A 25,913-nucleotide genomic window follows, 5' to 3' on the forward strand; every position below is an offset into this window, starting at 1 on the left:
TATGAGTATTACTCAACACTTGCTATTTCTGGCCTGCGTGGCGCTTGCCACCTATGCCCAAACCATGACGGGTTTTGCATTCGGTCTGGTGTTGCTGGGCCTGTCCGGGGTATTCCAGCTGGCTTCCGTTGCCGAAGTGGCCAATGTGGTCAGCGTGTTGTCGCTGGTGAATGCCGCCGTCACGCTGGCGCGCGCCAAGCCTCAAGTGAACTGGACGCTGATGCGGCCTGCCATGATTGCCAGCCTGGCGGGAGTGGGAGTAGGCGTTGCCGCCCTGACGTGGATCAGCGGGTCCATGACGGTGTTATTGCAATTGCTGTTGGGTATCACGATTCTGGCCTGCGCCGTGCTACTGGTGGCGCGCGCGAAGCCGTTGGAGCGCCTGTCTTCCCGCGTGTCATTTGTCATTTTCGGCAGCGTGTCGGGCGTGCTGGGCGGGTTGTTTTCCAGTGCGGGACCGCCCATGGTGTACCACCTGTATCGGCAGCCTTTGCCGCTGGCGTCGATCCGTAATAGCCTGCTTGTGCTGTTTTCGCTGAACGCCGTGGTGCGCCTGACGTTGGTCACGGGCCAGGGCGCGTTCATGGCCACGTCGTTCTGGTTGAGCGCGCAGGCGCTGCCGGTTGTGATCGGCGTGACCTGGGCGGCGCGCCGCTACAGCTCGGCTGACTCGATGAAGACCGTCAAGCGCATGGTGTTTGTGCTGCTGCTGGCGGCCGGCCTGGGCCTGATCGTGCCAGCTGCGCGGATACTGGCGGCGGGTTAGCCGCCAGTCCGGCGTAGCGCTTAGACGTGGCCGCCGCTGATGTAGCGTTCCAGTTCGTGGATGATGAATTTTTGCTCGCTCATGACGTCCTTGACCAAATCGCCAATGGATAGCAAGCCGATCAGTTTTTCATTTTCGATGACAGGAAGGTGGCGGAAATGCCGCTCGGTCATCATCGCCATACAGTGTTCGCGAGTGTCGGACGGGCCAACGTAATAGACAGAATCGGTCATGATGTCGCGCACTTTGGTGCTGCGCGAGGAGCGGTCCTGCAGGACGATTTTGCGGGCATAGTCGCGCTCAGAAAGCATGCCCAGAACGGTATCGCCTTCTACGACCACCACGGCGCCGATGCCGCGCTCGGCCATGGTTTTGATGGCATCGAAAACCGATGAGTCCGGCGTCACCGTAACGACGGAATTGTTCGGCTTTTCTCTAAGAATCTCAGCAACTGTCTTCACGATGTGCTCCCGAATCGCTGGCAAGGTTTTAAACACCGATCGCGCGTCGCACCCTCTGTCTGGCGGCTTGTTGCGGCACAACCATGCTCCATCCTAAGCCTGCTGGCCACCTTGCCGCAAGCGCGACGGACTTATTTAGCAGTCTTGTCGCGGAATGCGTGGCTCGTGATCTCGCGCAGATTGCGTGCAGCGCTACGTTCCGTATCTGGATTCCACGCCAGCGAAATGCCGATAGAGGCGTCGGCGGGAAAGTCGGCCAGCGCCTTGTAGACGACGTTGGTCCCGGGATGACGCCGTCCGCTAGCCGGCACCAGAGCAACGCCCAGCCCGCTTTCCACCAGACTCAACAGCGTCTGCACTTGCACCGCTTCTTGCGTGATGCGAGGTGTAAAGCCGCGCAATTGGCAGGCATTGATCGCAGCCATCCTTAGCCCCGCCGCTTCAGTGGCGGTGTACATGATGAACGCTTCGTCCGCCAGATCCGCCAGACGGATGCGGGCGCGGCGCGCCAGCGGGTGCGTCTTCGGCACGGCTAGCGCAAAGTTCTCGGTGGTAAGCGAAGCCAGCCGCAGCTTTGATCCCATCGCCACAGGCACGCGCACGATGCCGACTTCCAACGCGTCTTCGGCCAAATCCTGCATGATGCGTATTGACGTTGCCTCGCGCAGTTCCACGGTGACGCCCGGATGGCGCTGGCGGAACAAGGGCAGGATACGGGGCAGGATTCCGTGAGTGGCGGAGCCTACAAAGCCGATGCGCACAGTGCCTGCTTCTCCGGCAGCGCCCGCCCGCGCTGCCAGGCGGAATTGTTCGGCATGGAACAGTGCGCGCCGCGCTTCGTCCAGTGCTGCCCGGCCGGCTTCGGTCAGCTTGACGCCCTGCCGGCCTCGGATGAACAGCGGCACGCCCACGCTCTCTTCAAGTTTGCGTATCGATACCGACAGCGGCGGTTGCGACATGTGCAGCTTTTCCGCGGCGCGGTGAAAGTTCAGCGTATCGGCCAGAACCAGAAATTGCTGAAGATGGCGTAGATCCATAACGGCTGCCCAAGGCGGTGGTTGCCGGGGATGATACGGCGGCCGTGCCGATCCGGGCATCCGTGCAATCCCTTCGGCGCGGATTTGCGCTTATCCCGACTCCTTGCTGTAAAGCGCGCAACGCAGATAACCCAGCGCATCCGTGCCGCTTGCCAGCGCGTGCGCGCCAATGCGTTCGTGCCAGTACGACTCAGACCCGCCAGCCAGACGCCATTCGCGCAGCCGCCGGGTGTAGAGCTGCAAGTCGTATTCCTCAGTCACGCCGATGGCGCCATGCACGGCATGCGCAATATCGGCCACCAGTGGCGCGGCCTGGCTGGCGCGGGCCTTGCCCAAGGCGGCCAACTGCGGTTGCGGCTGGCCATCGCGGCCCTGGAAGGCCAGCTGCGCCGCCATGCGGGCGGCCCAGACGTGTTCTGCCATCACACTGATCTGTTGCTGCACGGCCTGAAACCGGCCTATCGGTTTGCCGAATTGCACGCGCTGGTTGGCATAGTCCAGCGTCATCGCCAGCACCCGGTCCATAGCGCCTGCAATCAGGCCTGCATAGGCTGCCGCGGCCAGGGCGTCCAATGGTGTGCTCAGGCTGATGCATTCAGCATCGGCAAGCGCCCATGATGCCTCGCCGTCCAGGCTGCCGTGGACGCCATTGGGTTGAATGCAGGCGGCCTGAGTGGGCAACAGCCACGCTTGCCCGGCAATCTGCGCCAACACGTAATCAGCAACGCGAACCCAGGGCACGTTGACACCTGTGATGCGCTGGTTCTGGATCGTCAAGCCTACCGGTGCCAGCGCAATGGACCCTGTTGTTTGCGGGCGGCGTGCCCGGTTGAGCCAGGCACGGGCGAGCAAGGTGTGGGCGATGGGGTAGGGGCACAGGTGACGGCCAGCCGCCAGCACCACCGGCAGCGTGTCGGCCAGAGTCAGCCCGGCGCCTGCGTCAGATTCGGGCACCAGCGCATCGGCAAAACCCGCGTCTTCGCAAGCCTGCCAGGCAGCAAGCGGCGCGTGGCTTTGTTCGGCGTCTCGGATGAGTTGCGGCGTGCAGGTTTGGGCAAAAAGGCGTTCGGCGGCATCAGCAAAAATTTGGTCCATGGTGATCGTCCTTATCGAAGGCCAAGGCCGCGGGCGATGATGCCGCGCAGGATTTCCCGCGTGCCGCCACGCAATGAAAACGTGGGGCCTACCTGCTCCAGATAGGCCAGAGTGCGCAATAGCGGCAGCGGAGGGGGAACGTCTGGGCGGCGTCCCAGCGCATCGCCGATCAGACGCGGCAGGGCTTGTTCAAGCTCAGTGCCCAAGTCTTTGACCAGCGCGGCCTCGGTGGCCGGACTGCCGCCCGCAGCCAGCTTGCCTGCAACCGCCAGCGACATGGCGCGCAGCACCGCCATCTGCGACAGGATGCTGCCCAGTACGGCCCTGTTGCTCGCATCGTCGGACTCGCTTCGACAATGCGTCAGCCAGCATTCCAGCAGCGCAATGCTGGAATACAGGCGTTCGGGTCCGCTGCGTTCAAATGCCAATTCGGCATTCACCTGTGCCCAGCCTGCGCCTTCCGCGCCGATCAGCGCGTCTTCGGCCACCTCCACATTGTCAAAGAACACCTCCGAAAAATGGGAGTCGCCTGTCAGGTCCTGGATAGGGCGGATCGAGACGCCGGGCAGCGATAGGTCCACGATCAGCTGTGACAGGCCCTGGTGCCGGTCTTCTGCGGTTCCAGAGGTGCGGACAAGGGCAATCATGTAGTGGGACCGGTGCGCGTTGGTCGTCCAGACTTTGCTGCCGTTCAAGCGCCAGCCGCCCGCCACTTGCGTCGCTCGGCTGCGGATACTGGCCAGGTCCGAGCCGGAGCCGGGTTCGCTCATGCCTATGCAGAAAAAGGCGTCGGCGCGGCAGATGCGGGGCAGGTAAAACGCCCGTTGCGCGGGAGTGCCGTATTTCAAGATCAGGGGCGCGCTTTGGCGGTCAGCGATCCAATGCGCTGATACGGGTGCGCCGGCTCCCAGCAGTTCTTCAGACAGCACAAAGCGGGCGAAATGACCGCGTGCCGCGCCGCCATGTTCGCGGGGCAACGTCAGGCCCAGCCAGCCCCGTTCGGCCAGCTGACGGCTGAAAGCTGCGTCAAAGCCCATCCAGGAGCGCGCGCGTTCATCAGGTTCCAAACCGTCCAAGGTGTCTGCCAGAAAGGCGCGCACGTCGGCGCGCAAGGCTTCATCCTCGGGAGGAATGGCGGTAAGTTCCAGCGTATCGATCATGGGCGCTCCGGTGGAGGTTGGCGCCCGACGGCGAAGGCGCCCGCCGCCACTATCAAGCGTGTGCCGAAAGCGGTCCAATATTATTTTGGTGATTATCGATACGGTTTTCGTATCGCCAGCGTAAAAAATAGTATTAGACGCCGTGTGCCAGCATGCCTACGCTGCCCCTTCTCGCGAACGACAAATCCAGGAGCATGTCATGACGGAGCTGGTGCATTACGAGCAAAGTGCGGACGGGGTAGTCACGCTGACATTGGATGACCCCAAGACACGCAATGCGCTGACGGGCAGTCTGATGGTGGATCAGTTGCTGGCCGCGTTCACCCGCATCGAACGGGACTCCGGCGTGCGTGTGCTGATCATCACAGCCGCGGGCAAGGTGTTTTCGTCGGGCGGCAATATCAACGATATGCAGCGCCAGATCGGCCCCGAGGTGGGCAGCGCGGCATTGCGGCAGGAATACCGCCATGGCATTCAGCGGCTGCCACTCGCCTTGCACGCGCTGGAGGTGCCGACCATTGCGGCGGTCAATGGCCCGGCCATTGGCGCGGGATGCGATCTGGCTTGCATGTGCGATGTGCGCATCGCGGCGGAAGGCGCGACCTTTGCTGAGAGCTTCGTCAAGCTGGGTCTCGTGCCGGGCGATGGCGGGGCCTGGTTCTTGCCGCGCTTGATTGGCATGGCGCGAGCGGCCGAGATGTCATTTACGGGCGATGCCATCGATGCGGGCACGGCGCTGGATTGGGGGCTGGTGTCGCGCGTGGTGCCCGTGGCCGAGCTGTTGCCCGCAGCGCACGCGCTGGCCAGCCGCATGGCCGCAAATTCACCGGACGCCGTCCGTCTGACCAAACGTCTTCTGCGCGAAAGCCAGCACGCCCGCCTGGATGTCTTGCTGGAATTGTCGGCGGCTTATCAGGCGCTGGCGCACAAGACGCAGGCGCACGCCGAGGCGGTTGATAACTTCGTGTCACGACAGGCTGCGCGCAAGTCCGGGAGCTAAACCGGGGGCAGGAGGGCGGCGGTATGATGGTGCGCATTACAAGGAGGAAACACCATGAATGAAGTCATCGTCGCTGCCGCCGTCCGTACCGCCATCGGCGATTTCGGCGGAGCGCTGAAAGATGTGCCGCCGTGCGATCTGGGCGCCACCGTCATCCGCGCAGCACTGGAACGCGCCACCGTCACGGGCGATGAAGTCGGCCATGTGGCGGTAGGCCATGTCATCAACACCGAACCGCGCGATATGTACCTGTCGCGCGTCGCTGCCATGAACGCTGGCATCGCCAAAGAGACGCCCGCTTTCAACGTCAACCGTCTGTGCGGCTCCGGCTTGCAGGCGATTGTGTCCGCGGCGCAAACTATCATGCTGGGCGATGCCGAGATCGCCATTGGCGCAGGCGCTGAAAGCATGAGCCGCGCGCCGTACATCGTGCCGTCGCAGCGTTGGGGCGCCCGGATGGGCGACAGCGTCATGCTCGACATGATGACAGGCGCGTTGTCCGATCCGTTTGGCCGCATGCATATGGGCGTTACTGCTGAAAACGTAGCGGCCAAATTTGGCATCACCCGGCAGGACCAGGATGCGCTGGCGGTTGAGTCGCACCGCCGCGCGGCAGCTGCTATTGATGCGGGCTACTTCCGGGACCAGATCGTTCCTGTTGTGCAGAAGACGCGCAAGGGCGAAGTCGTGTTCGATACCGACGAACACGTGCGCCGTGACATCACAGCCGACACGATGGGCGCCTTGAAACCCGTCTTTCAGAAAGAGAACGGCACCGTCACCGCCGGCAACGCTTCCGGTTTGAATGATGGCGCAGGCGCTGTCGTGCTGATGAACGCCTCGGTGGCCGCCAAGCGCGGAATCAAGCCGCTGGCCCGGCTGGTGGCGTATGCCCACGCTGGCGTGGACCCTTCCATCATGGGTATTGGCCCTGTGCCGGCCACGCAGGCGGCGTTAAAGCGCGCCGGTCTGACCGTGGACCAGCTTGACGTGATCGAAGCTAACGAGGCGTTTGCGGCTCAGGCTTGCGCCGTGGCGCGTGAACTGAAGCTGGACCCGGCCAAGGTCAACCCGAACGGCAGCGGCATCGGCTTGGGCCATCCTATTGGCGCGACGGGCGCGATCATCACCGTCAAGGCTTTGCATGAACTGCAACGCGTGGGCGGCCGCTACGCCTTGGTGACGATGTGCATCGGCGGCGGGCAGGGTATCGCCGCGATCTTCGAGCGGATCTAAGCGCGCAGGCGGCAGGTGTTCCGGCCGGCCTGGCCTGACCGGGCCGGGTAGTACGGAACGCCTGACCTACAATCCCGCCATGCATAAATCGAATTTTCCCTCTGAACTCGACCAGCCGACCCTGTCCGAAACGGATGGCGTGCGCTATCTGCACTTCAACACCGAGTGGGTGCAAGGCGCCATGCGCGTCAAGAATCCGTCGGAGCTGGTGCTGGAATATACGGGCCAGATGATGGCCTGGTTGCTGTTTCTGGAACCGCCCAAAGAAGAGGCCATTGGCATGCTGGGCCTGGGTGCGGGGTCGCTCGTGCGGTTTTGCGTGAAGCACACGCGCAGTTCCTTGTTGGCCGTGGAGTGGAACCCGCGCGTGACTGCGGCCTGCCATATGTTCTTCCGTCTGCCCGGGTCGAACCGGCTGGAAGTCGAACATGCTGACGCCGGAGTCTGGGTGGCCGACCCGATGAATGCCGGGCGCTGCCCGGTGCTGATGGTTGATCTGTACGACGCGTCGGCAGAGGGGCCGGTTCGCGATAGCGTCAAGTTCTACCGCGACTGCCGCCGCGTGCTGGGAGACGTGGGCGTGCTGGCGGTGAACCTGTTTGGCCGTCACGAGAGCTTCACCAAGAACATCGACAACCTGTCCAAGGCGTTTGATGACCGGGTGGTGCTGCTGCCCGAAGTCGACGCGGGCAACCAGATCGTGCTGGCTTTTTCCGGCCCCCGCCTGGCGGTCACTCCGGCCGAACTCCTGGCGCGGGCGGAAGTCGTCGAGGCCAAGTACGGCTTGCCAGCGCGCCGTTGGGCGCGGGCGCTGACCAGCCACGCCGTGGACGGCACGATTCACTTCTAAGCCCGCTGCGATTGGGCGATTTTCATTAGGGTAGGTCCGGGGGCGCAGGGGGTTTACCTTTTTCCGCGCCCGGATTTATCATGGCTTATTCATAATTATGAATTACGGCGTACCTTCCGCCGTTCTTACATGAGCCATGAGCCAGCCTATCGTTCGCCAAGCGCTGTACCTGGAAGTCGCGGATCGCCTGCGTGGCATGATCCATGCGCGTGCACTGAGCAATGGCGAATGGATTGATGAACTGCGGCTGGCCGGCGAGCTCGGTATTTCCCGCACGCCCTTGCGTGAAGCGCTCAAGGTGCTGGCTACCGAGGGTCTTGTACGTCTGGAGCCGCGCCGCGGCTGCTTCGTCAACGAGTTGTCCGCCAAAGACCTGGAAGACATTTTTCCGCTGATGGCCATGCTGGAAGGGCGCTGCGCGTACGAGGCTGCCCGCAAGGCAACCGACGAGCAACTGGCCGCGCTGGAACCCTTGCATGCCGCCCTGGCAGGGCACGCCAAAGCTGGCCGCATTGACGCCTATTACCAAACAAACTACTTGATCCATGAAGCCGTGCAGGCCTTGGCCGGCAACCAATGGCTGACGGACATGGTGGGTAATCTGCGCAAGGTGCTGAGTTTGTCGCGCCATCGCAGTCTGTCGCGGCCGGGCCGCATCCATGCGTCCTGCGCCGAACATCTGGCGATTTTCGCCGCCTTGAAAGCGCACGACAGCGACGCCGCGCAAGCGCTGGCGCATACCCACTTAATGCGGCAGCTGGATGCGCTGCGCGTGTTGGCCAATGAAGACGCCGCCGGTCCGGTGTTGTCCGATCCCATCGTTATCGAGGAGCCTGCCCATGCCCATACCCGCCAATCTCGCGCCCGCGCGCGGCGCACGCACGCCTGAGCCCGACGCCGATCCGATCGACGCGGCGTCGGCGGCGGAAGGTTCCAGCCTGATCACCCGCTTGGGTCGCTTGTGGGATCGCGGGCGTTTGCCCAGCGAGTCCGAGGTCCGGCGCTTGTTCGAGGCACGGCTGACCGACGTGGCGGCCAACAAGCTGGCGCGCCGCTGGTGCGAACAGTACACCGCAGCAGACGGCAAGGACCGCCGGCTGATGCTGGCCGCCTTGGCGCAGGTGCGGGCCACTTACGCGGCCGACGGCGGCGAGGGCACGCGCTTGTTCAAGCGCTTCAATGCCCAGCCCCAAGGGTTGCGCTTCCTGGTGGAATTGCGCGCCGACATGCTGCGCTGGCGCAAACAGGTGGCGGGCATACAAGGCTTGGATAAGGAGCTGGAAGCGCTGCTGTCCGTGTGGTTCGACGTGGGCTTGCTGGAACTGCGCCCGTTGACCTGGGATTCTCCGGCTTCGTTGCTGGAAAAACTGATTCTTTACGAGGCCGTCCACGAGATCAAATCGTGGGATGACCTGCGCCGCCGCGTGTCGCCCGACCGCCGCTGCTATGCGTACTTTCATCCGCAGATGCCGGGCGTGCCGCTGATCTTTGTGGAAGTGGCGTTTGCCAGCCAGATGGCGGACAACGTGCAACTGCTGCTGGACAGCACTTTGCCGCCGCAGGATCTGGACCGCGCCCGCTGGGCGATCTTCTATTCCATCTCGAATACGCAGCCGGGCTTGAAGGGCATCAGCTTTGGCAACTTTCTGCTCAAGCGCGTGGTGGAGCAGTTGCTTGAAGAATTACCCAAGCTCAAGGCCTTTGCGACCCTTTCGCCGATTCCGGGTTTTTCAGACTGGCTGGGCAAGCTGGACGCCGACGGCGTGGAAGCCATTGTGCGCGAAGACAAATCGCGCACCAAGGATCGCAAGCGGGCGGGCGTGCCTGACGGGCAGCGCTGGGTTGCGCGGTTGGCCAGCGCGGCGCAAGGCAAGGCGCCTGATGTGGTCAAGCGCGCGGGTTTTCGGCTGGCTGCCACCTATTTGCAGTCCATGAAGAACGGTTTGCCGCTGGATGCGGTAGCGCGCTTTCATTTGGGCAACGGCGCCCGGATCGAGAGGCTGAATTGGGCGGCGGATACTTCGCCCAAAGGGCTCAAGCAGTCCTGCGCGCTGATGGTCAACTATCTCTACGAGCTGGATGAACTGGACACGAATCTGGCCAAGCTCGGAGACGGCAAGCCCCAGGTCAGCAGGGGCGTGGGACGCGTGGCCTGATGCGCGCATAGGCGCGCCTGACAAAAAAAACAGAAGGGCAGGAGACATGACGCAAGACCAGACTGGCCGTGTGCGGCTGGAACGCGAGGGCTCGTGGGCGTGGGTGACGTTGTCGCATCCGGGCCGCTTGAACGCGATCACAGTGGGCATGTGGCGTGAATTGCAAGAGGTGTTCACGGACATCGCCCGCGACGACTCGCTGCGGTGCGTGATCGTGCGCGGTGAAGGCGGCAATTTTGCAGCTGGCGCGGATATCCGGGAGTTTCCCGCACAGCGCGGTGACATGGCCGGCGTGCAGCGCTATCACCGCGACGTGCTCGGACCCGCCTTGCAGGCAGTAGCCGCGTGCCCTCACCCGGTGATCGCTCAGATTGAAGGCGTATGTGTGGGCGGCGGGCTGGAAATTGCGAGCCAGTGCGATTTGCGTATCGCTGGCGCATCCGCGCGCTTTGGCGTGCCGATCAACCGCCTGGGATTTCCGATGGCGCCCGATGAAATGCGCGGCTTGCTGGCGCTGGCGGGGCGGGCGGCCACGTTGGCCATTCTTCTGGAAGGCCGTGTCTTTGACGCCGAAGAGGCCCGCGGCCTGGGCCTCTTGACGCGAATCGTGGCGGACGGTCAGGTGGCTGACGCCGTCCGGCGCAGCGCCGAACGCATCACGCAGGGCGCGCCGCTGGCCGCCCGCATCAATAAACGCTTGTCCGCAAGGCTCGCCACAGGCGGCGCCTTGACCGAGGACGAGTATCAGGATTATTTCTCCTATGCCGAAAGCCGGGACCACAAGGAGGGCGTACGCGCTTTCCTGGCCGGCGTAGACCCTACTTTTTCCGGAGACTGACCAAGGTGAGCAACGCCAATCTATACGCCGTTCTGCAAGGCGGCTTTCCCAAGGACCGCAGCAAAGTCGCGCTGGAAACGCCCGACCTTGAATACACCTGGGACGATATCGATCGCGCCACGGCCTGCCTGGCCAACCTCTTGACGTCGCTGGACCTGCCCGCAGGGTCACGGGTCGCCGTGCAGGTGGAAAAGTCGCCCGAAGCGCTGTTGCTGTATCTGGCCACCCTGCGCGCCGGGCTCGTGTATTTGCCGCTGAATACCGCGTACCGCGAGTCGGAGATCGAGTACTTCCTGGGCAATGCCGAACCCGCGGTGGTGGTTTGCGCCAGCAAAAACCGCGACTGGGTACAACGCGCCGCTGACCGCGCGGGTTGCGCGCACGTGTACACGCTGGATGAAGACCGCACAGGCAGTCTGCTGGACGCTGCTGGCACTTTGCCGCAGACGTTTACGACCGTGACGCGGCAGCCTGATGATCTGGCGGCCATTCTGTACACGTCTGGCACCACCGGCCGCAGCAAGGGCGCAATGTTGTCGCACGGCAACCTGGCGGCCAACGCGCGGGTGCTGCATGAATACTGGGGCTGGCGTGAAGACGATGTGCTGCTGCATATGCTGCCCATCTTCCACGTGCACGGGCTGTTCGTGGCGTCCCACGGCGCGCTGTTGGCTGGCGCCAAGATGATCTGGCTGCCCAAGCTGGATGCTGATCTGGCTTTGCATTACCTGCCGCAAAGCACGGTGATGATGGGCGTGCCGACGTATTACGTGCGCTTGCTGGCGGATTCGCGTTTTGACAGCAGCGTCTGCGCCAACATGCGTTTGTTCATTTCCGGTTCCGCGCCTTTGTTGGCCGAAACGTTCTCGGACTTCCACAAGCGCAGCGGCCACGCCATCCTGGAACGCTACGGCATGAGTGAAACCGTCATGCTGACGTCCAATCCCTATAGCGCCAGCCAAGGCGAGCGCCTGGCCGGCACCGTCGGCCGGGCCTTGCCTGGCGTGCAAGTGCGGGTTGTCGACGACGCGGGCATTGCATTGGCGCCGGGTGAAATCGGCAACGTGCAGGTGCGCGGGCCCAATGTGTTTTCGGGTTATTGGCGCATGCCGGAAAAGACGCGTGAAGAATTCACCGAAGACGGCTGGTTCAAGACGGGCGATGTGGGCCGCTGGGGCGGAGAATCGGCCGGGCGCGACGTGCCGGCCGACTACCTGTCGATTGTGGGACGCAGCAAGGACCTGATCATTTCTGGCGGGTTCAATGTGTACCCGAAGGAAATCGAAACGTTGATTGACGACATGCCCGGCGTGGCGGAGTCTGCCGTTATCGGCGTACCGCATCCTGACTTCGGAGAAGCCGTGGTTGCGGTTGTGGTTCCCAAGGACGGCGTGTCGCTGGATGCCGCCGCGATGCAGCTTGAACTGAAGTCGCGGATTGCCAATTTCAAGGTGCCCAAGCGCGTGCACATCATTGATCAACTGCCGCGCAATACCATGGGCAAAGTGCAGAAGAACGTGCTGCGCGAAACCTATCAGGCGCTATAACCGTTCGTTCGCATGCCGGTCCCGAGGGACCGGCATTTTTTTTCAAGGAGCCTATCGCCCCACATTGCACCGCAGGTCCTGACGCTTCATTCAATAAAAATTTCAAGAGACGAGACGCACAAAACCGCGCCGTCCCCATGATGCAGCAAGAGGAGACAATATGAGATATCGCACTACCGCCGCAGCCTTATTCGCCGTGGCAGCTCTGGGTTTTGGCGGCGCCGCGGCCGCAGAATGGCCCGAGCGTCCCATCACGCTGATTGTTCCGTTCCCCGCTGGCGGCGGCACGGATACGTTTGCTCGTCCCCTGGCCCAGCAACTGACCACGCAATTGGGCCAGACGGTGGTGATCGACAACAAGGGCGGGGCAGGCGGCACGGTAGGCGCTGGTGTGGCCGCCAAGGCCAGACCCGACGGCTACACGTTTTTCATGGGTGGCGCGCATCATGCGCTGGCCCCGTCGCTGTACAAAAGCCTGAACTACAACATCCAGAAGGACTTTGTGCCTGTTGCGCTGGTGGCGCAGCCGCCGCAGGTGGTGGTCATCAACGCTGCCAAGCTGCCGGTAAAGACTCTGCAAGAGTTCGTTGACTACGCCAAGAAGCACCCCGGAGAAATCAACTTCGGCACGGCCGGCAAGGGCAGCACGCACCATTTGGCTGGCGAACTCTTTGCCATGCAGACGGGCATCAAGCTGGTGGATGTGCCGTATCAAGGCGCGGGTCCCATGCTGTCGGCGCTGATTGGGGGCCAGGTTGATCTGGCGTTTGATGGGCTGGGTTCATCGTCGGGACATATCCGCGCTGGCGTTATCAAGCCCTTGGCGGTGGCGGCGACCGAACGTTCGCAGTCTCTGCCTGATGTGCCAACTGCCGCCGAAGCCGGTGTTCCGAATTACGTGGTGTCGACCTGGTACGCCATCTGGGCGCCCGCTGGCACGCCGCAGGCGGCCGTCGACAAGATGGCGGTTGAGATCACCAAGGCGCTGAACACGCCGAAGCTCAAGGAAACCTGGGCTGGCAACGGGTCTGCGGTGCCTGCGCTGACGGGCGCGGACTTCGGAAAGTTCGTCGACAGCGAAGTGGCTCGTTGGGCAAAAGTGGTGAAGGATTCCGGCGTCACGCTGGATTGATGCATGCGCGGACCGGATATCCATTACTATTGATAATGGTTATCATTAGTAAGTTTGCTATCCGGTCCGTCGAATGCCATGAGTCAAATCGGTTCCCCAGCGCCCATTGAGGGGCTCTACATCCAGCATCAATCCTGGCTGCGCGATTGGCTGCGCCGGAAGACGGGTTGCCCCTTTGACGCGGCGGATCTGACCCACGATACCTATCTGAAAGTGCTGGTGCGCGAGGACGACGCGCGCCAGTATCGCGAACCGCGCGCCTATCTGACGACGATCGCGCACGGCCTGATGGTCAATCTGTTCCGCCGGCGCGATATTGAACGGGCGTATCTGGACAGCCTGGCCCTGGTCGAAGACGCGGTTGCGCTCCCGCCGGAGCGCCGCGCCATGGCGCTGGAAGCGCTGGTCGAAATCGACCGGCTGCTGGACGGGTTGCCCCCCAAGGTGCGCAAGGCGTTCTTGCTGGCGCAGTTGGAAGGGCTGCGCCACGGCGAGATCGCCGAACGCATGCAGGTGTCGGTCAGTTCGGTGCGCCAGTATCTGGCCCGGGCCATGCAACATTGTCTGGCGGGCTGGTGAGCGGGCGCGCAGCCGGGCGGGGCGAACTGCCGCCATCGGTCATCCGCGAAGCCAGTGAATGGTTTGTGCGGATGGGAGCCGAAGAGGCCACTGCGGCGGATGACGATGCCTGTAAACGCTGGGTGAACGCCAGCCCGTTGCATCGTCTGGCTTGGGACCGCATTGAAATGCTGGGGCGCCAATTTGGGCAAGTCGAGCCGCAGGCGGGATTGTCTGTCCTGGACCGCGTGCCGTCGCGGGGCCGCCGCCAAGCGTTGAAAGCGCTGTCATTGGTGTTGGGCACCGGTGGACTGACGGCCGCGGCGCTGCCATGGAAGGCGTGGTCAGCGGATTTCTGCACGGGGGTGGGCGAACGCCGCAATGTCACGATGACCGACGGCAGCACACTCAGCCTGAATACCGGAACCGCCGTGGACGTGCGTTTCGACGCCATCCAGCGGCTCGTCGTGCTGCGCCAGGGCGAACTGCACGTCGCAACGCATGCGGACCCGCAGACGCCGTCCCGGCCGTTGGTGGTGGCAACCCCCATGGGCCGGATCACCGCGCTGGGCACGCGTTTTGTCGTGCGCTTGCTGGAAAGCGAGAGCTGGGTCGCCGTGACCGAAGGCGCAGTCAAGATCGAACCGGCGGCGGGGGGCGAGGACGCCGAGCGCATCGTCCAGGCAGGCAGCGGTACGCACTTCAATACGCTGGCCGTGCAAACGATACGGTTAGCGCCGCACGCGGATGATTGGGTGCAGGGGGCGATTTACGCCGACGGGATGCGGCTGGACGCTTTCGCCGAGGAACTGGGCCGCTACCGCAAGGGCCGGCTGGTCTGCGATCCGTCGGTGGCAGGCCTGCGCATTTCAGGCTCGTTTCCCTTGGGTGACACCGACCGGATTCTGGCCGCAATTGAACGGGCGCTGCCCGTGCGGGCCGACCGCTACACGCGCTACTGGGTGGTGTTGCGGGCACGCGCCTAGAAAAAAAATTCAATCGGCACTGTCACTTTTGTATTTTCGATTGGCATACGGGTGAAGCCTAAAAAATTCTTCGCCTGGAACCCATCGAAATGTCTCTGCCTTTTTTTCCCTCTACGCCTGATGCGCCGGCAGGTCTGCGCATGAAGGCCTTTGCCGCGCTGGTGCTGGCGGCCATGGCTGGCGCCGCAATGTCGCCGTCTGCCGTGCAGGCTCAAACCACCGTGTCGTCCGCCTTGCGGCATTCCGTGACCATTCCGGCAGGCGCGCTGGGCGCGGCCTTGTCCAGTTTTGCGCAGCAGACGCAGGTGCTGCTGTCGTTCGACCCGGCACTGACCGAAGGCATGGAAACTCCGGGCTTGCAAGGCAGCTACGGCGTGGACCAGGGGTTCGCGGCGCTGCTGGCGGGGACCTCACTGGAAGCGGTACGCCGCGCCGATGGCGACTTCCTGCTGCAGCGCGCGGGCGGCCAGATGGCAACGCAACTCGCGCCGGTCGTGGTGTTAGGCGCGGGCGCGACGACGGAAGGCACGGGCCTGTACACGGCCGACTGGATGCGTTCGGCCAACGGTCTAGTGCTGTCACAACGCGAAACGCCACAGTCCACCAGCGTGATCACGCGCCAGCAAATGGACGACCGGTCGATTACGTCGGTACGCGACGTGATGGAAAACGCCACCGGCATGAACGTGCAGCAAGCGGAATCCGAGCGCCTGACGTATTACTCGCGCGGTTTTTCCATGGACACGTTCCAGTTCGACGGCGTGGTTAAGCCGCTGAACGGTATCTACCAATTCGGCGACGGCAACCTCGATCCGGTCATCTATGACCACGTGGAAATCATCCGCGGCGCCACGGGCCTGATGAGCGGCACCGGCAATCCGGGCGGCTCGATCAACTTCATTCGCAAGCGTCCCACGCGCGAATTCCAGGGCGACCTGAAGGTTTCGGCGGGCACCGAAGACACCTATCGCGGCGAAGTCGACCTGTCCACGCCGTTTAACGAATCTGGCTCGGTGCGCGGCCGGCTCGTTGGCGCCAAAGAGCGGCGCGGCGACACCATGGACCTGTACAAGAAAAAGCGCGACGTGCTGTACGGCATTGTCGAAGCGGACGTGGCGGAATCCACCACGGTCAGCATTGGCGGATCGGTGCAGCGTACGCGGCCTAGCGGCATCAGCTGGGGCGGCCTGCCGGCGCTCGATGCCAATGGCAAACCGATCGATTGGCCCAAGGGCCAGGCGATGGGCGCCAAGTGGTCACGCTGGGACACGGATTCCCATGAATATTTCGCGCAGATCGACCACGGTTTCAACAATGGCTGGAACGCCCGCTTGTCGTTCACTCGCCTGGAAAACAAGTTTGACGCGCCGCTGCTGTTTACGTCGGACGTGCCGGTCACGATGGACGGATTTTCCACGCCGCCGCTACTGCGTAAATTCGTGGGCGGCAGCGACCAGAACGTGTTGGGCGGCTCTATGGACGGCGATTTCAACGCCTTCGGCCGCAGGCATCAGTTCAACGTGGGTTTCTCGCATTCCGACATCAAGGCGTGGAACCAAAGCTGGGACACGTCGGATCAAGACACTTACCCCATTCCCGACGTGAAGAACTGGACCGGCGACTGGCCGGCGCCAAACTGGGACATCCTGGCCTTGTCGCAAACCAACCGCAATAAGCAGACCGGCGTCTACGGTACGTTGCGCTTGGGGCTGACGGATCGACTGCATTTGTTGACCGGTGCGCGCTGGACCCGGTGGGAATCCACCGAAACCAGCGCTGGCGTGACGGGTTACTCGCACACGTATTCCGAAGTTACGCCGTACGTGGGCGCAACCTATGACTTCAACGATACCTACACGGCCTACGTCAGCTACACCAATATCTTCCAGCCGCAGATGGTGAAGACGCAGACGTGGGACATGGCGGGTCCGGCCTATGGTCACAACTATGAGGCCGGCCTGAAGGCATCCTATTTGGACGGGCGCGTGAACGCGTCGGTAGCCGTGTTCCAGACCGATCAGAAGGACGTGGCGGAGTACGGCGGCTACGACTACGCGCATGACGACGGCTGGTACTACATTCTGGACGGGACCCGCACGCGAGGTTTCGAAATGGAAGTGGCGGGCGAGGTGATGCCGGGGTGGAACGTATTCCTGGGCTACACGTACCGTCAATCCAAAGACAATAACGGCAAGAAGGTGCAGACGACTCAGCCCGAGCAATTGCTGAAGTTGAGCACGGCATACCGCCTGCCGGGCGCGTTCAACAAGCTGACCGTGGGCGGCGGCGTGCGCTGGCAAAGCGAAACCAGCGCGCAGACCTATTACGGTCTGCAATCTGGCGCCATTGTGCAAAAACCATATGCCTTGTTTGACCTCATGGCCCAGTACAACTTCTCGGACAAGACCCAGTTGCAGCTGAATGTGCGCAACCTGGCCGACAAGAAGTACTACCGGTCCATGGGTTTCTACAATTCGGTCTTCTATGGCGAAGGCCGGACCGCGCTGCTCACGCTGACACAGCGCTTCTGATCCGCCCAAGCGCCTTTGGCGTAAATCCTAGCGCCAGTCGCTGGCCAAGCTCAGCTTGGCCAGCTGGTCGCGGCTGAGTTGCAGCGTGGCGGCCTTGACCAGTTCGTCCAGCTGCGCAATGGATGTTGCGCTGACGATGGGCGAGGTAATACCGGGCTGCGCGATCTGCCACGCCAGCGCGGCTTGCGCGGGCGTGCAGCCGGCGTCTTCGGAAACCTCGTCCAGTGCCTTCAGGATGCGAAAGCCGCGTTCGTTCAGATACGTGTCCACGATCTTTTGACCTCGCGCGCTCTTGCCCGCGTCGCTGGCGCTGCGATATTTTCCGCTAAGGAATCCGCTGGCCAGCGCGTAGTAGTTGATCGTGCCCATCTGCTGCGTCTTGACCAGGCTCTGCAAGCCCGACTCGAAAGGTTCGCGGCTGTACAGGTTGTATTCGGGCTGGATGCTCTCGTAGCGCGGCAGACTGTGCCTTTCGCTGGCGATCAGCGCTTCGGACAGGCGCACCGCGGTGTAGTTCGACGCCCCAATGGCCCGCACGCTGCCCGCCTCGATCAGTTTTGCGTACTCGCCCAGCGTGTCCGTCAACGGCGTGTCGGGATCATCCTTGTGCGATTGGTACAGGTCCACATGATCGGTTTGCAAGCGCGCAAGCGATGCCTCTAGCGAGCGGCGGATGTAGGCGGGCTTCAAGCCCTTTGCGTCAGGTCCCATTTCCATGCCGACCTTCGTGGCGATCAGCACACGGTCGCGCTTGCCCGTGCGTTTGAGCCATTTGCCGATCAGCGTTTCGGATTCACCGCCTTGGTTGCCCGGAACCCAGCGCGAATAGACGTCGGCTGTGTCGATGAAATTCAGTCCGGCGTCGACCAGGGCGTCCAGCAACGAGTAGGTGCCGGCTTCGTCCACGGTCCAGCCGAAGACATTGCCGCCAAAGGTGAGCGGGGGGATTTGCAGGCCGGAACGGCCCAGTGCGCGTTTGATCATGGTGAGGCCTCAAGGGTGCTGCCAATGGCTGCCAGGAAAGGGTCGGGCGCCACGCGCCCGCTCAAATTCAGTATATTTGCGCCGCATGCCCCGCGATGGCGCATGCGCGTCGCGGCATGCACCATTTGAGGGATTCCCCCCAAATTCTTTTATGTAGTGGCGCGTTAGACTATACGGCTTTACGAGTAGTCCGACCGACGGGAAGCCGCCGGCGTTACCGTAACAACGAGCAAATACCAAGGGTTTAAGGAGCTTACCTATGCTGATCGGAAAAAAACATTTTCTGACGGTTGGCGCCATGGCGCTGGCGATGGCTATCGCCGCGCCCGTAGCAGCGCAGCAGAAGTCGGTGGCCATTACCGCCATCGTCGAGCATCCGGCGTTGGATGCCGTTCGTGACGGGGTGCAAGACGCCCTGAAACAGGCCGGGTACGAGTCAGGTAAGAATCTGAAGTGGCAATATCAAAGCGCGCAAGGCAACAACGGCACGGCCGCGCAAATCGCTCGCAAATTCGTCGGTGACCGGCCTGACGCCATTGTCGCCATTGCCACGCCGTCGGCCCAAGCCGTCGTGGCGGCCACCAAGGACGTCCCGGTCGTGTACTCCGCCGTGACCGATCCCGTCGCCGCCCAGTTGGTCACCAGCATGGATGCCTCTGGCACGAACGTGACCGGCGTCTCCGACCTGCTGGCGCTGGACAAGCAAGTTGAACTGATCAAGAAGATCGTTCCCGCTGCCAAGCGCGTGGGCATCGTCTACAACCCGGGTGAAGCCAATTCGGTTGTGGTGGTGAAGAAGCTCCAGGAAATTCTGCCGAAATATGGCATGAGCCTGGTTGAAGCCGCCGCCCCGCGTTCGGTGGACGTGGGCTCCGCCGCCCGCAGCCTGATCGGCAAGGTCGACGTCATCTACACCAACACCGACAACAACGTCGTGTCGGCGTATGAAGCGCTGGTCAAGGTCGGCAACGACGCCAAGATTCCGCTGATTGCCTCTGACACCGATAGCGTCAAGCGCGGCGGCATTGCGGCTCTGGGCATCAACTACCGCGATGTGGGTGTGCAGACGGGCAAGATTGTTGTGCGCATCCTGAAGGGCGAAAAGCCCGGATCGATTCCGTCGGAAACCATCTCCAAGCTTGAGCTGTACGTGAATCCGGGCGCCGCCGCCAAGCAAGGCGTGACGCTGTCTGATGCCGTCATCAAGTCGGCAGCGGTTGTCGTGAAGTAAAACGGCTTTCGCTTCCGCCCCGCCATGCCCACGCGGCATGCGCGGGGTTTTTCTTGATTTCTCCCTTTTTCTGACCTGTGTGCGACTCCGTTTGCGGCAATGCCGGCACGCGTGGAGACGCTGTAGCAAAAAACAAGAGAAAATGACGCGGTAAGAAACGTTTATTGCGAAAGCTGGGGTAAAACTGACCCCGAAACGCAAGATATCCGACGTTTCAACTCTTTAATATGCACCATCCTTACCCTGATTGGATTTGACTCATGTCATTGTTCTCGTTGTTAGGCGCGCTGGAGATCGGCCTGATCTTCAGCTTGGTGGCCTTGGGCGTGTTTATCTCCTTTCGCCTGTTGCGCTTCCCCGACCTGACCGTTGATGGCAGCTTCCCGTTGGGCGGCGCCGTCTGTGCCACGTTGATCGCGTCGGGCACCGATCCGTTCACCGCCACCATTGTTGCGACGATTGCCGGCGCCGCTGCCGGCCTGGTGACGGGCTGGCTGAACGTGAAACTCAAGATCATGGATTTGCTGGCCAGTATCTTGATGATGATTGCCCTGTACTCGGTCAACCTGCGCATCATGGGCAAGCCCAATGTGCCGCTGATCACCGAACCCACTGTCTTCACGATCTTGCAGCCGGCCTGGATTTCGGATTACGTTGCCCGCCCGTTGCTGCTGATCGTCATTGTCATTCTGGCCAAGCTGGCGCTGGACTGGTTCTTTGCCACGCAGACCGGGCTGGCCGTGCGCGCCACCGGTTCCAATGGCCGCATGGCCCGCGCGCAAGGCGTCAACACCGGCCGCATGATTCTGGGCGGCATGGCGCTGTCCAACGCGCTGGTTGCATTGGCGGGCGCGCTGTTTGCCCAGACGCAAGGCGGCTCGGATATCTCGATGGGCATTGGCACCATCGTGATCGGCCTGGCTGCGGTGATCGTCGGTGAAAGCATCCTGCCGTCGCGCAAGCTGGTGCTGGCAACGCTGGCCGTGATCATCGGCGCCATCGTCTACCGCTTCTTCATCGCGTTGGCGCTGAATAGCGATTTCATCGGCCTGAAGGCGCAAGACCTGAACCTCGTCACGGCGGTACTGGTCACCGTTGCCCTGGTCATCCCGATGCTCAAGCGCCGCCTGGTCGGCAAGAAGGGGCGCTGATATGTTGTCCGCAAAAGATCTGAAAATTACGTTCAACGCCGGCACGCCGATTGAAACCCGTGCCTTGTGCGGCTTGTCGTTGGAAATCCCGTCGGGCCAATTCGTGACCGTGATCGGTTCCAATGGCGCTGGCAAGTCCACGTTTCTGAATGCCGTGTCGGGCGACCTGCCCATCGATTCGGGCCGTATCGACATCAATGGCGTGGATGTCACCAAGCAGCCCGTGTGGACGCGCGCAGGCCGTGTGGCTCGCGTGTTCCAGGACCCGATGGCTGGCACCTGCGAAGACCTGACCATCGAAGAGAACATGGCGCTGGCGCAGATGCGCGGCGCGCGCCGCGGCTACAGCCGGGCGGTCAAAGCTTCCATGAAGCAAGGTTTCCGCGAACGCCTGTCCACGTTGGGGCTGGGCTTGGAAAACCGGCTGACTGACCGCATTGGTCTGTTGTCTGGCGGTCAACGCCAGGCGGTCAGCTTGCTGATGGCCGCTCTGCAACCCTCGCGCATCCTGCTGCTGGACGAACACACTGCCGCGCTGGACCCGCGCACGGCGGATTTCGTCTTGAAGCTGACGGCGCGCATCGTGGCGGAAAACCAGCTGACGACCATGATGGTTACCCACAGCATGCGTCAGGCGCTGGACGTGGGCGACCGCACGGTCATGCTGCACCAAGGCCAAGTGGTGCTGGACGTGTCAGGCGATGAGCGCCGGGGCATGGACGTGCCGGATCTGCTGGCGATGTTCGAGCGCGTGCGTGGCGAGAAGATCTCCGACGACGCGCTGTTGCTGGGCTGATTTACGGCAGCGCGCGCCAGGTTTGCAGGATCAGGGTTTCAATATCGTGAACCGGCAAACCGGTTGCCCTTGTCACCGCTTCGCGGTAGGGCGGCATGTTGGTGCATTCCAGCACGATGTGACGCAAGCCTGGCGCGCGCGCCGTCAGGCGTTTGGCTGCGTCGACCACATTGTCTTCAACCTGCGCCAGATCCATCACGGTGCTGTTTTCCAGAATGCGCGCGTGCATTTCGCAGCCCGGGGTCAGGCCTTCGACGACCGCATCGGCGGGCACGCCCACCGAATCCAATATGCCTCGCGACAAGGACTGCGCGTCAAACGTGACGATGCCGACTCGCTCCAGAGTCCGGCATTGCAACAGGCTGGATGTGACCACCGGCACGGGCACCGCGGCTTGCAACACTGACTGGTATTTCGCCAGAAAGCCGCAGCTGGTCGAGATCATGCTGGCGCCTTCGGCAGCCAGTGCGACGGCCGCATCTACAAAGGGTTGCAAGAAAGACGGGTCGGCCTCTTGCACGATCTTGCGTGGCGATGCGCCTTGCACGGTGACAAAGCGCACGGGGATACCGGCGCGCGCGTAAGTGTCAGGATTGCCGACATCTCCGGGCGGACGCGGAAATCGCGTGTCCAGCATCAACACGCCAAGAAAACCCGCGGCGCTCACGCCGGCAGCTCCGATCCGGGCACGCGGTTAAAGCGCGCCAGAAAGGCGCGCGTGGCCTCGTTTTGCGGATTGCCGATGACGACTTCCGGTGGTCCGGATTCGGCCACCACGCCATCGCGCATGAACACGACCTGATCCGCGACTTCCTTGGCAAAGCCGATTTCGTGCGTGACCAGAATCATGGTCATGCCGTCGCGGGCCAGACCCTTGATGACGTTCAGCACTTCACCGACCAGCTCGGGATCGAGCGCTGACGTCGCCTCGTCAAACAGCATCACGGCGGGTTGCATCGCCAGTGCGCGCGCAATGGCCACGCGCTGCTTCTGGCCGCCCGACAGCTTGTCCGGGAAATAGTCCGCCCGATCCAGCAGGCCGACTTTTTTCAGCAGGTCGCGTGCCAGAGCCTCGGCTTCTTTTTTCGGTCGGCGCAACACTGTGACGGGGCCTTCCATCACGTTTTGCAGCGCCGTCATGTGAGGGAACAGATTGAAGTGCTGGAACACCATGCCAGCCGACGCGCGAAAGTTGGCCAGCTTGCGTTCGCTGGGCAACCGAGTGTGCGCGCCTTGAAAGGTCAGCGACTGGTCGCCCACCGTAATCTGTCCGCCGTCGGGAATCGTCAGCAGGTTGATGCAGCGCAGAAGCGTGGACTTGCCGGAACCAGACGGCCCGATCAGCGCCACGACCTGGCCGCGATCCACTTGCAGATTGATGTCTTTAAGCACTTCCTGATTGGCAAACGACTTGCGCAATCCCTTGATGCTGATGATGGGGGTGCTCATCGTCATGCCTCTTTGCTGATGCTGCCGAACTCAAGCTTCTTGGCCCACATCGTGAACGGAAGCAGAATCACGAAATACGCCACGGCGATGAAGGTGTAGATCTCCAGCGGGCGGTAGGTATCGTGAGCGATGACCTGACCTTGATACAGCAGGTCAGGCACAGCCAGCACCGAAAGCAGAGAAGTGTTCTTCAACTGCATGATCGATTGGTTCATCAGCGGCGGCACCATCTTCTTGAACGCCTGTGGCAGGACCACGCGGCGCAAGGCTTGCGCAGGGGTCATGCCCAGCGCCTTGGCGGCTTCGGTCTGTCCGGCATCCGTCGAAATAATGCCGCCACGGATGATTTCAGAATAGAAGGCCCCGCCGTACAGAGCGAGACACAAGGTAGCCGCCATGACCGGCGACATCTCGATGCCGGTCACGACGGGCAGGGCGTAGTAGAACCAGACCAGTTGCACCAGCACCGGCGTGCAGCGGAACACCTCGATGTAGGCCCGGATGGGCGCCGTGATGAACACGTTGCGCGACAACCGGCCCAAGCCCGTCACCAATCCGATCGCCAATCCCAGAAACACACAAAGGATGGTGAACAGGATCGTGTTCAACACGCCAGTAGCGATCAGCTTGCGGTATTCCCACAGCACGCTGAAGTCCCAGTCGTAATTGACGGCGTTGCCGGCGATGAGATCCCATTTTTTAACGATCGCGATCAACGCGATCGCGGCAATCCCGACAAACAGCCAGGTTGTCAGCCGGGATCGGGCGGGCAGGGTTCCGTTCTGGTCATTCATTGCTACGGCCTTAGAACTTGATTTCGGGCGGGAACGCCTCGGGCGGCACGTTGGCCAGCTTTTGCATATTGCCCAGGATCACGCCGCGCACTTCATCCTTGGCGCGAATCTCGGTCAGCCAGGCGTTGACGGACTTTTGCAGAGAGTCGTCAGCTTCTTTGCGCAGGCCGATGCTGACCGGGGCGGTCTCAACCGGGGTGGGGATGCTCATCGTGCCAATGCCCGGGCGCTTTTCCAGCAAGGGCTTGGCCAGCAGCACCACCAGGATCTGGCAGTCGGCGCGGCCCGAGGACAAGGCCAGCGTGGCGGCGCCCGAGTTTTCCAGGCGGGTCACATTGGCGTTTTGCAGCACGCGGGTGGCCAACTGGTCGTGGCTTGAGCCCACATCCACCACTACCCGGGTTTCGGGCGTGTTCAGCTCGGCCCACGATTTGCCGGCAAAACCCTTGCGGCAGACGGTGGTGTAGGTGTTGTTGAACAAGGTGTCCGAGAAGTTCACGACTTCTTTGCGCGCCGGGGTGGGCGCCATGCCGAACATCAAGTCGATCTTGTTGGTCTGCACATCCAGCACCGAATTGCCCCAGGTGGTTTCCAGGTATTCGGTCTTCACGCCCAGACGGGCGGCAAACATCTCGGCAAAGTCCGGACCAAAGCCTTCCCACTTGCCAGTATTCAGATTCTTGTTGAAGTAGGGGATGGCGCCAGCGATTGCGCCAATGCGGATCGTCTTGGTGCGCATGATGCGCTCCATGGCGGTTTCGTTGGCGGACTGGGCTTGCGATACGGCCGGCAGCCCCAAGCTGGCCAGACTTGCCACGGCCAGGACGGAGGCCAGGAAATTACGTTTTGTGCTCATCGACTTCTCCTCAAAAGTGTCAGGTGGGGCGGCGCTAGATGAAACGGCTGGGACGGAACGCGCGGTGCTGTTCCGGGTCTGCGTTTTCACTCATAAGCTCGCCTAGTATCTTCGCCGTTCCTGGCGCGGTGCTGAATCCAATATGCTGGTGGCCCAGCGCCAGCCACAGGCCGGGCGCGCGCGGCGCCTGACCGATCATCGGCCGGCTGTCGGGCAGCGTGGGACGCCGTCCCAGCCAGGCGGCCGGGTCCAGGCGGTCGCCCAGCGGAAATGCTTCGCGGGCGCGGGCTTCGGACAGATCAAGCTGAACCGGCCGGGCAGGGGCGTCGCAATCATCCAGCTCTACGCCGGTTGTGAGCCGCAGGCCGCGCGCCATGGGCGACAGCACGTAGCCGCCGCCGGTGTCATAAATAGGGCGCGAGATGGTGGCGCCGTTCAACCCGGAATAGTGCATGTGATAACCGCGCTCAAATGCCATGGGCAGATCGATGCCAGTGGTCTTCAGCAGGCTTTTCGACCAGGGGCCAAGCGCAACGACCAGTTGATCTGCCGTCAGTGATTCGGAAGCTTCCGAACCTTGCACGGTCCAGCCTTGGCCGTCACGGCGGATGCTGGTGGCGGTCAAATGCTTGAACGCGCCGCCCGAACGGCGGAACAAGTCGGCATAGGCGGCGACCACCGCGTGCGGATCATCGACCGAATATGAGCCCTTGATCCACAGTGCGCGATGGAAGATAGGCGCTAGCGCAGGTTCCATCTCTGCCAGTTCGGCGGGGCTCAGGGTTTGGGTTTGGACCTGATGCTGCGCATAGGTCTGGCGCGCCAAAGCGCTGCCATTCCAGGCTTGTTCCGACCGGTACAGGAACACCCAGCCGGTATCGCGCAGCCGATGGCGGACGCCTGCGGCGTCCATCAGTTTCAGGTGTTCTGGCGCTGACAGCCGGATCAGGCTATCCAGCGCCTGCACGGTTTCCTTAAAGACAGACGGCCGCGCGTTAAGCAGGAAACGCGTCGCCCAGCCCAGGTTCGCAGCCAGGAATTTCGGCCGGTAGCGGAATTGGACAGTGTTGTTTTTCAGCAGGCGGGGCAGTTGGCCCCACAGGCCCGGATGGTTGAACGGCATCAACGAGCTGCGCGCCAGCACGCCGGCGTTGCCCATTGACGTTTCCATCCCCGGATACTGGCGGTCTACCAACGTGACCGAGGCGCCCCGGCGCAACAGCTCCAGCGCGCAGCAAACACCCACAATGCCCGCGCCCAGGACGATGACGTGCTTTCCCATGTGTTTTTATTCGAATT

Annotated in this window: 25 protein-coding genes; 15 read left to right on the plus strand and 10 right to left on the minus strand. The window is 62.4% G+C overall.

Features of this window, described 5'->3' with window-relative positions; genetic code table 11:
• Position 1: 1 nt before the first annotated feature.
• The gene (locus RAS12_RS01590; RefSeq protein WP_306944749.1) at positions 2 to 766 is read left to right on the plus strand and encodes a sulfite exporter TauE/SafE family protein; all 765 of its coding nucleotides are present in this window, start codon (positions 2 to 4) and stop codon (positions 764 to 766) included.
• A 20-nt stretch (positions 767 to 786) separates the two neighbouring features.
• On the opposite strand, the gene RAS12_RS01595 is transcribed toward RAS12_RS01590, so the two are convergent.
• The 4 genes from RAS12_RS01595 to RAS12_RS01610 all read right to left on the minus strand — a co-directional run bounded on the left by RAS12_RS01595 (position 787) and on the right by RAS12_RS01610 (position 4,519).
• Positions 787 to 1,227 (minus strand): CBS domain-containing protein, encoded by a 441-nt coding sequence (locus RAS12_RS01595; RefSeq protein ID WP_306944750.1) that lies wholly within the window; start codon positions 1,225 to 1,227, stop codon positions 787 to 789.
• 131 nt (positions 1,228 to 1,358) lie between these two features.
• Positions 1,359 to 2,264, minus strand: a complete 906-nt coding sequence (locus RAS12_RS01600) for a LysR family transcriptional regulator (protein ID WP_306944751.1) — start codon at positions 2,262 to 2,264, stop codon at positions 1,359 to 1,361.
• Positions 2,265 to 2,354: 90 nt separating this feature from the next.
• Entirely contained in the window at positions 2,355 to 3,359 is a 1,005-nt protein-coding gene (locus tag RAS12_RS01605) for an acyl-CoA dehydrogenase family protein (protein WP_306944752.1), read from the minus strand.
• Positions 3,360 to 3,370: 11 nt separating this feature from the next.
• The gene (locus RAS12_RS01610; protein ID WP_306944753.1) at positions 3,371 to 4,519 is read right to left on the minus strand and encodes an acyl-CoA dehydrogenase family protein; all 1,149 of its coding nucleotides are present in this window, start codon (positions 4,517 to 4,519) and stop codon (positions 3,371 to 3,373) included.
• Between the two features lie 199 nt (positions 4,520 to 4,718).
• Between RAS12_RS01610 and RAS12_RS01615 the strand changes: the two genes are divergently transcribed.
• From RAS12_RS01615 to RAS12_RS01665, 11 genes are all read left to right on the plus strand, one after another.
• Entirely contained in the window at positions 4,719 to 5,519 is an 801-nt protein-coding gene (locus RAS12_RS01615) for a crotonase/enoyl-CoA hydratase family protein (protein WP_306944754.1), read from the plus strand.
• Positions 5,520 to 5,573: 54 nt separating this feature from the next.
• On the plus strand, positions 5,574 to 6,755 hold the full coding sequence (gene bktB / locus RAS12_RS01620) for a beta-ketothiolase BktB (protein WP_306944755.1): 1,182 nt from the start codon (positions 5,574 to 5,576) through the stop codon (positions 6,753 to 6,755).
• Between the two features lie 79 nt (positions 6,756 to 6,834).
• The gene (locus RAS12_RS01625) at positions 6,835 to 7,605 is read left to right on the plus strand and encodes a class I SAM-dependent methyltransferase (protein ID WP_306944756.1); all 771 of its coding nucleotides are present in this window, start codon (positions 6,835 to 6,837) and stop codon (positions 7,603 to 7,605) included.
• 136 nt (positions 7,606 to 7,741) lie between these two features.
• On the plus strand, positions 7,742 to 8,494 hold the full coding sequence (locus tag RAS12_RS01630) for a GntR family transcriptional regulator (RefSeq protein WP_306944757.1): 753 nt from the start codon (positions 7,742 to 7,744) through the stop codon (positions 8,492 to 8,494).
• Positions 8,445 to 9,761 (plus strand): malonyl-CoA decarboxylase domain-containing protein, encoded by a 1,317-nt coding sequence (locus RAS12_RS01635; RefSeq protein ID WP_306944758.1) that lies wholly within the window; start codon positions 8,445 to 8,447, stop codon positions 9,759 to 9,761. The genes RAS12_RS01630 and RAS12_RS01635 overlap by 50 nt, the downstream gene beginning before the upstream one ends.
• 46 nt (positions 9,762 to 9,807) lie before the next feature.
• Positions 9,808 to 10,599 (plus strand): enoyl-CoA hydratase/isomerase family protein, encoded by a 792-nt coding sequence (locus tag RAS12_RS01640; protein ID WP_306944759.1) that lies wholly within the window; start codon positions 9,808 to 9,810, stop codon positions 10,597 to 10,599.
• A 5-nt stretch (positions 10,600 to 10,604) separates the two neighbouring features.
• Positions 10,605 to 12,146 (plus strand): malonate--CoA ligase, encoded by a 1,542-nt coding sequence (locus RAS12_RS01645; protein WP_306944760.1) that lies wholly within the window; start codon positions 10,605 to 10,607, stop codon positions 12,144 to 12,146.
• 160 nt (positions 12,147 to 12,306) lie between these two features.
• On the plus strand, positions 12,307 to 13,278 hold the full coding sequence (locus RAS12_RS01650; RefSeq protein ID WP_306944761.1) for a Bug family tripartite tricarboxylate transporter substrate binding protein: 972 nt from the start codon (positions 12,307 to 12,309) through the stop codon (positions 13,276 to 13,278).
• A gap of 78 nt (positions 13,279 to 13,356) precedes the next feature.
• Complete coding sequence (locus tag RAS12_RS01655) at positions 13,357 to 13,857, plus strand: sigma-70 family RNA polymerase sigma factor (RefSeq protein ID WP_306944762.1); 501 nt, start codon at positions 13,357 to 13,359, stop codon at positions 13,855 to 13,857.
• Positions 13,854 to 14,822, plus strand: a complete 969-nt coding sequence (locus tag RAS12_RS01660; RefSeq protein ID WP_306944763.1) for a FecR domain-containing protein — start codon at positions 13,854 to 13,856, stop codon at positions 14,820 to 14,822. The genes RAS12_RS01655 and RAS12_RS01660 overlap by 4 nt, the downstream gene beginning before the upstream one ends.
• Before the next feature lie 89 nt (positions 14,823 to 14,911).
• Entirely contained in the window at positions 14,912 to 17,353 is a 2,442-nt protein-coding gene (locus RAS12_RS01665; RefSeq protein WP_306944764.1) for a TonB-dependent siderophore receptor, read from the plus strand.
• Positions 17,354 to 17,380: 27 nt separating this feature from the next.
• Here RAS12_RS01665 and RAS12_RS01670 read toward each other — a convergent pair whose 3' ends face one another.
• Complete coding sequence (locus tag RAS12_RS01670) at positions 17,381 to 18,337, minus strand: aldo/keto reductase (RefSeq protein WP_306944765.1); 957 nt, start codon at positions 18,335 to 18,337, stop codon at positions 17,381 to 17,383.
• A gap of 259 nt (positions 18,338 to 18,596) precedes the next feature.
• Between RAS12_RS01670 and RAS12_RS01675 the strand changes: the two genes are divergently transcribed.
• From RAS12_RS01675 to RAS12_RS01685, 3 genes are all read left to right on the plus strand, one after another.
• Complete coding sequence (locus RAS12_RS01675) at positions 18,597 to 19,568, plus strand: ABC transporter substrate-binding protein (RefSeq protein WP_306944766.1); 972 nt, start codon at positions 18,597 to 18,599, stop codon at positions 19,566 to 19,568.
• Positions 19,569 to 19,828: 260 nt separating this feature from the next.
• Positions 19,829 to 20,719, plus strand: a complete 891-nt coding sequence (locus RAS12_RS01680) for an ABC transporter permease (protein WP_306944767.1) — start codon at positions 19,829 to 19,831, stop codon at positions 20,717 to 20,719.
• 1 nt (position 20,720) lies between these two features.
• Entirely contained in the window at positions 20,721 to 21,515 is a 795-nt protein-coding gene (locus RAS12_RS01685) for an ABC transporter ATP-binding protein (RefSeq protein WP_306944768.1), read from the plus strand.
• 1 nt (position 21,516) lies between these two features.
• On the opposite strand, the gene RAS12_RS01690 is transcribed toward RAS12_RS01685, so the two are convergent.
• Genes RAS12_RS01690 through RAS12_RS01710 form a run of 5 tightly spaced genes read right to left on the minus strand, consistent with a single transcriptional unit; the run spans position 21,517 to position 25,896 of the window.
• The gene (locus RAS12_RS01690; protein WP_306944769.1) at positions 21,517 to 22,182 is read right to left on the minus strand and encodes an aspartate/glutamate racemase family protein; all 666 of its coding nucleotides are present in this window, start codon (positions 22,180 to 22,182) and stop codon (positions 21,517 to 21,519) included.
• Complete coding sequence (locus tag RAS12_RS01695) at positions 22,179 to 22,964, minus strand: amino acid ABC transporter ATP-binding protein (RefSeq protein WP_306944770.1); 786 nt, start codon at positions 22,962 to 22,964, stop codon at positions 22,179 to 22,181. The genes RAS12_RS01690 and RAS12_RS01695 overlap by 4 nt, the downstream gene beginning before the upstream one ends.
• Before the next feature lie 2 nt (positions 22,965 to 22,966).
• The gene (locus RAS12_RS01700) at positions 22,967 to 23,758 is read right to left on the minus strand and encodes an amino acid ABC transporter permease (protein WP_306944771.1); all 792 of its coding nucleotides are present in this window, start codon (positions 23,756 to 23,758) and stop codon (positions 22,967 to 22,969) included.
• Positions 23,759 to 23,768: 10 nt separating this feature from the next.
• Positions 23,769 to 24,614, minus strand: a complete 846-nt coding sequence (locus RAS12_RS01705; protein ID WP_306944772.1) for a transporter substrate-binding domain-containing protein — start codon at positions 24,612 to 24,614, stop codon at positions 23,769 to 23,771.
• A gap of 34 nt (positions 24,615 to 24,648) precedes the next feature.
• Entirely contained in the window at positions 24,649 to 25,896 is a 1,248-nt protein-coding gene (locus RAS12_RS01710) for an NAD(P)/FAD-dependent oxidoreductase (protein WP_306944773.1), read from the minus strand.
• Positions 25,897 to 25,913: the final 17 nt, after the last annotated feature.

This window comes from Achromobacter seleniivolatilans (genome assembly GCF_030864005.1).
In the GTDB taxonomy this organism is placed as follows: Bacteria; Pseudomonadota; Gammaproteobacteria; order Burkholderiales; family Burkholderiaceae_B; genus Achromobacter; species Achromobacter seleniivolatilans.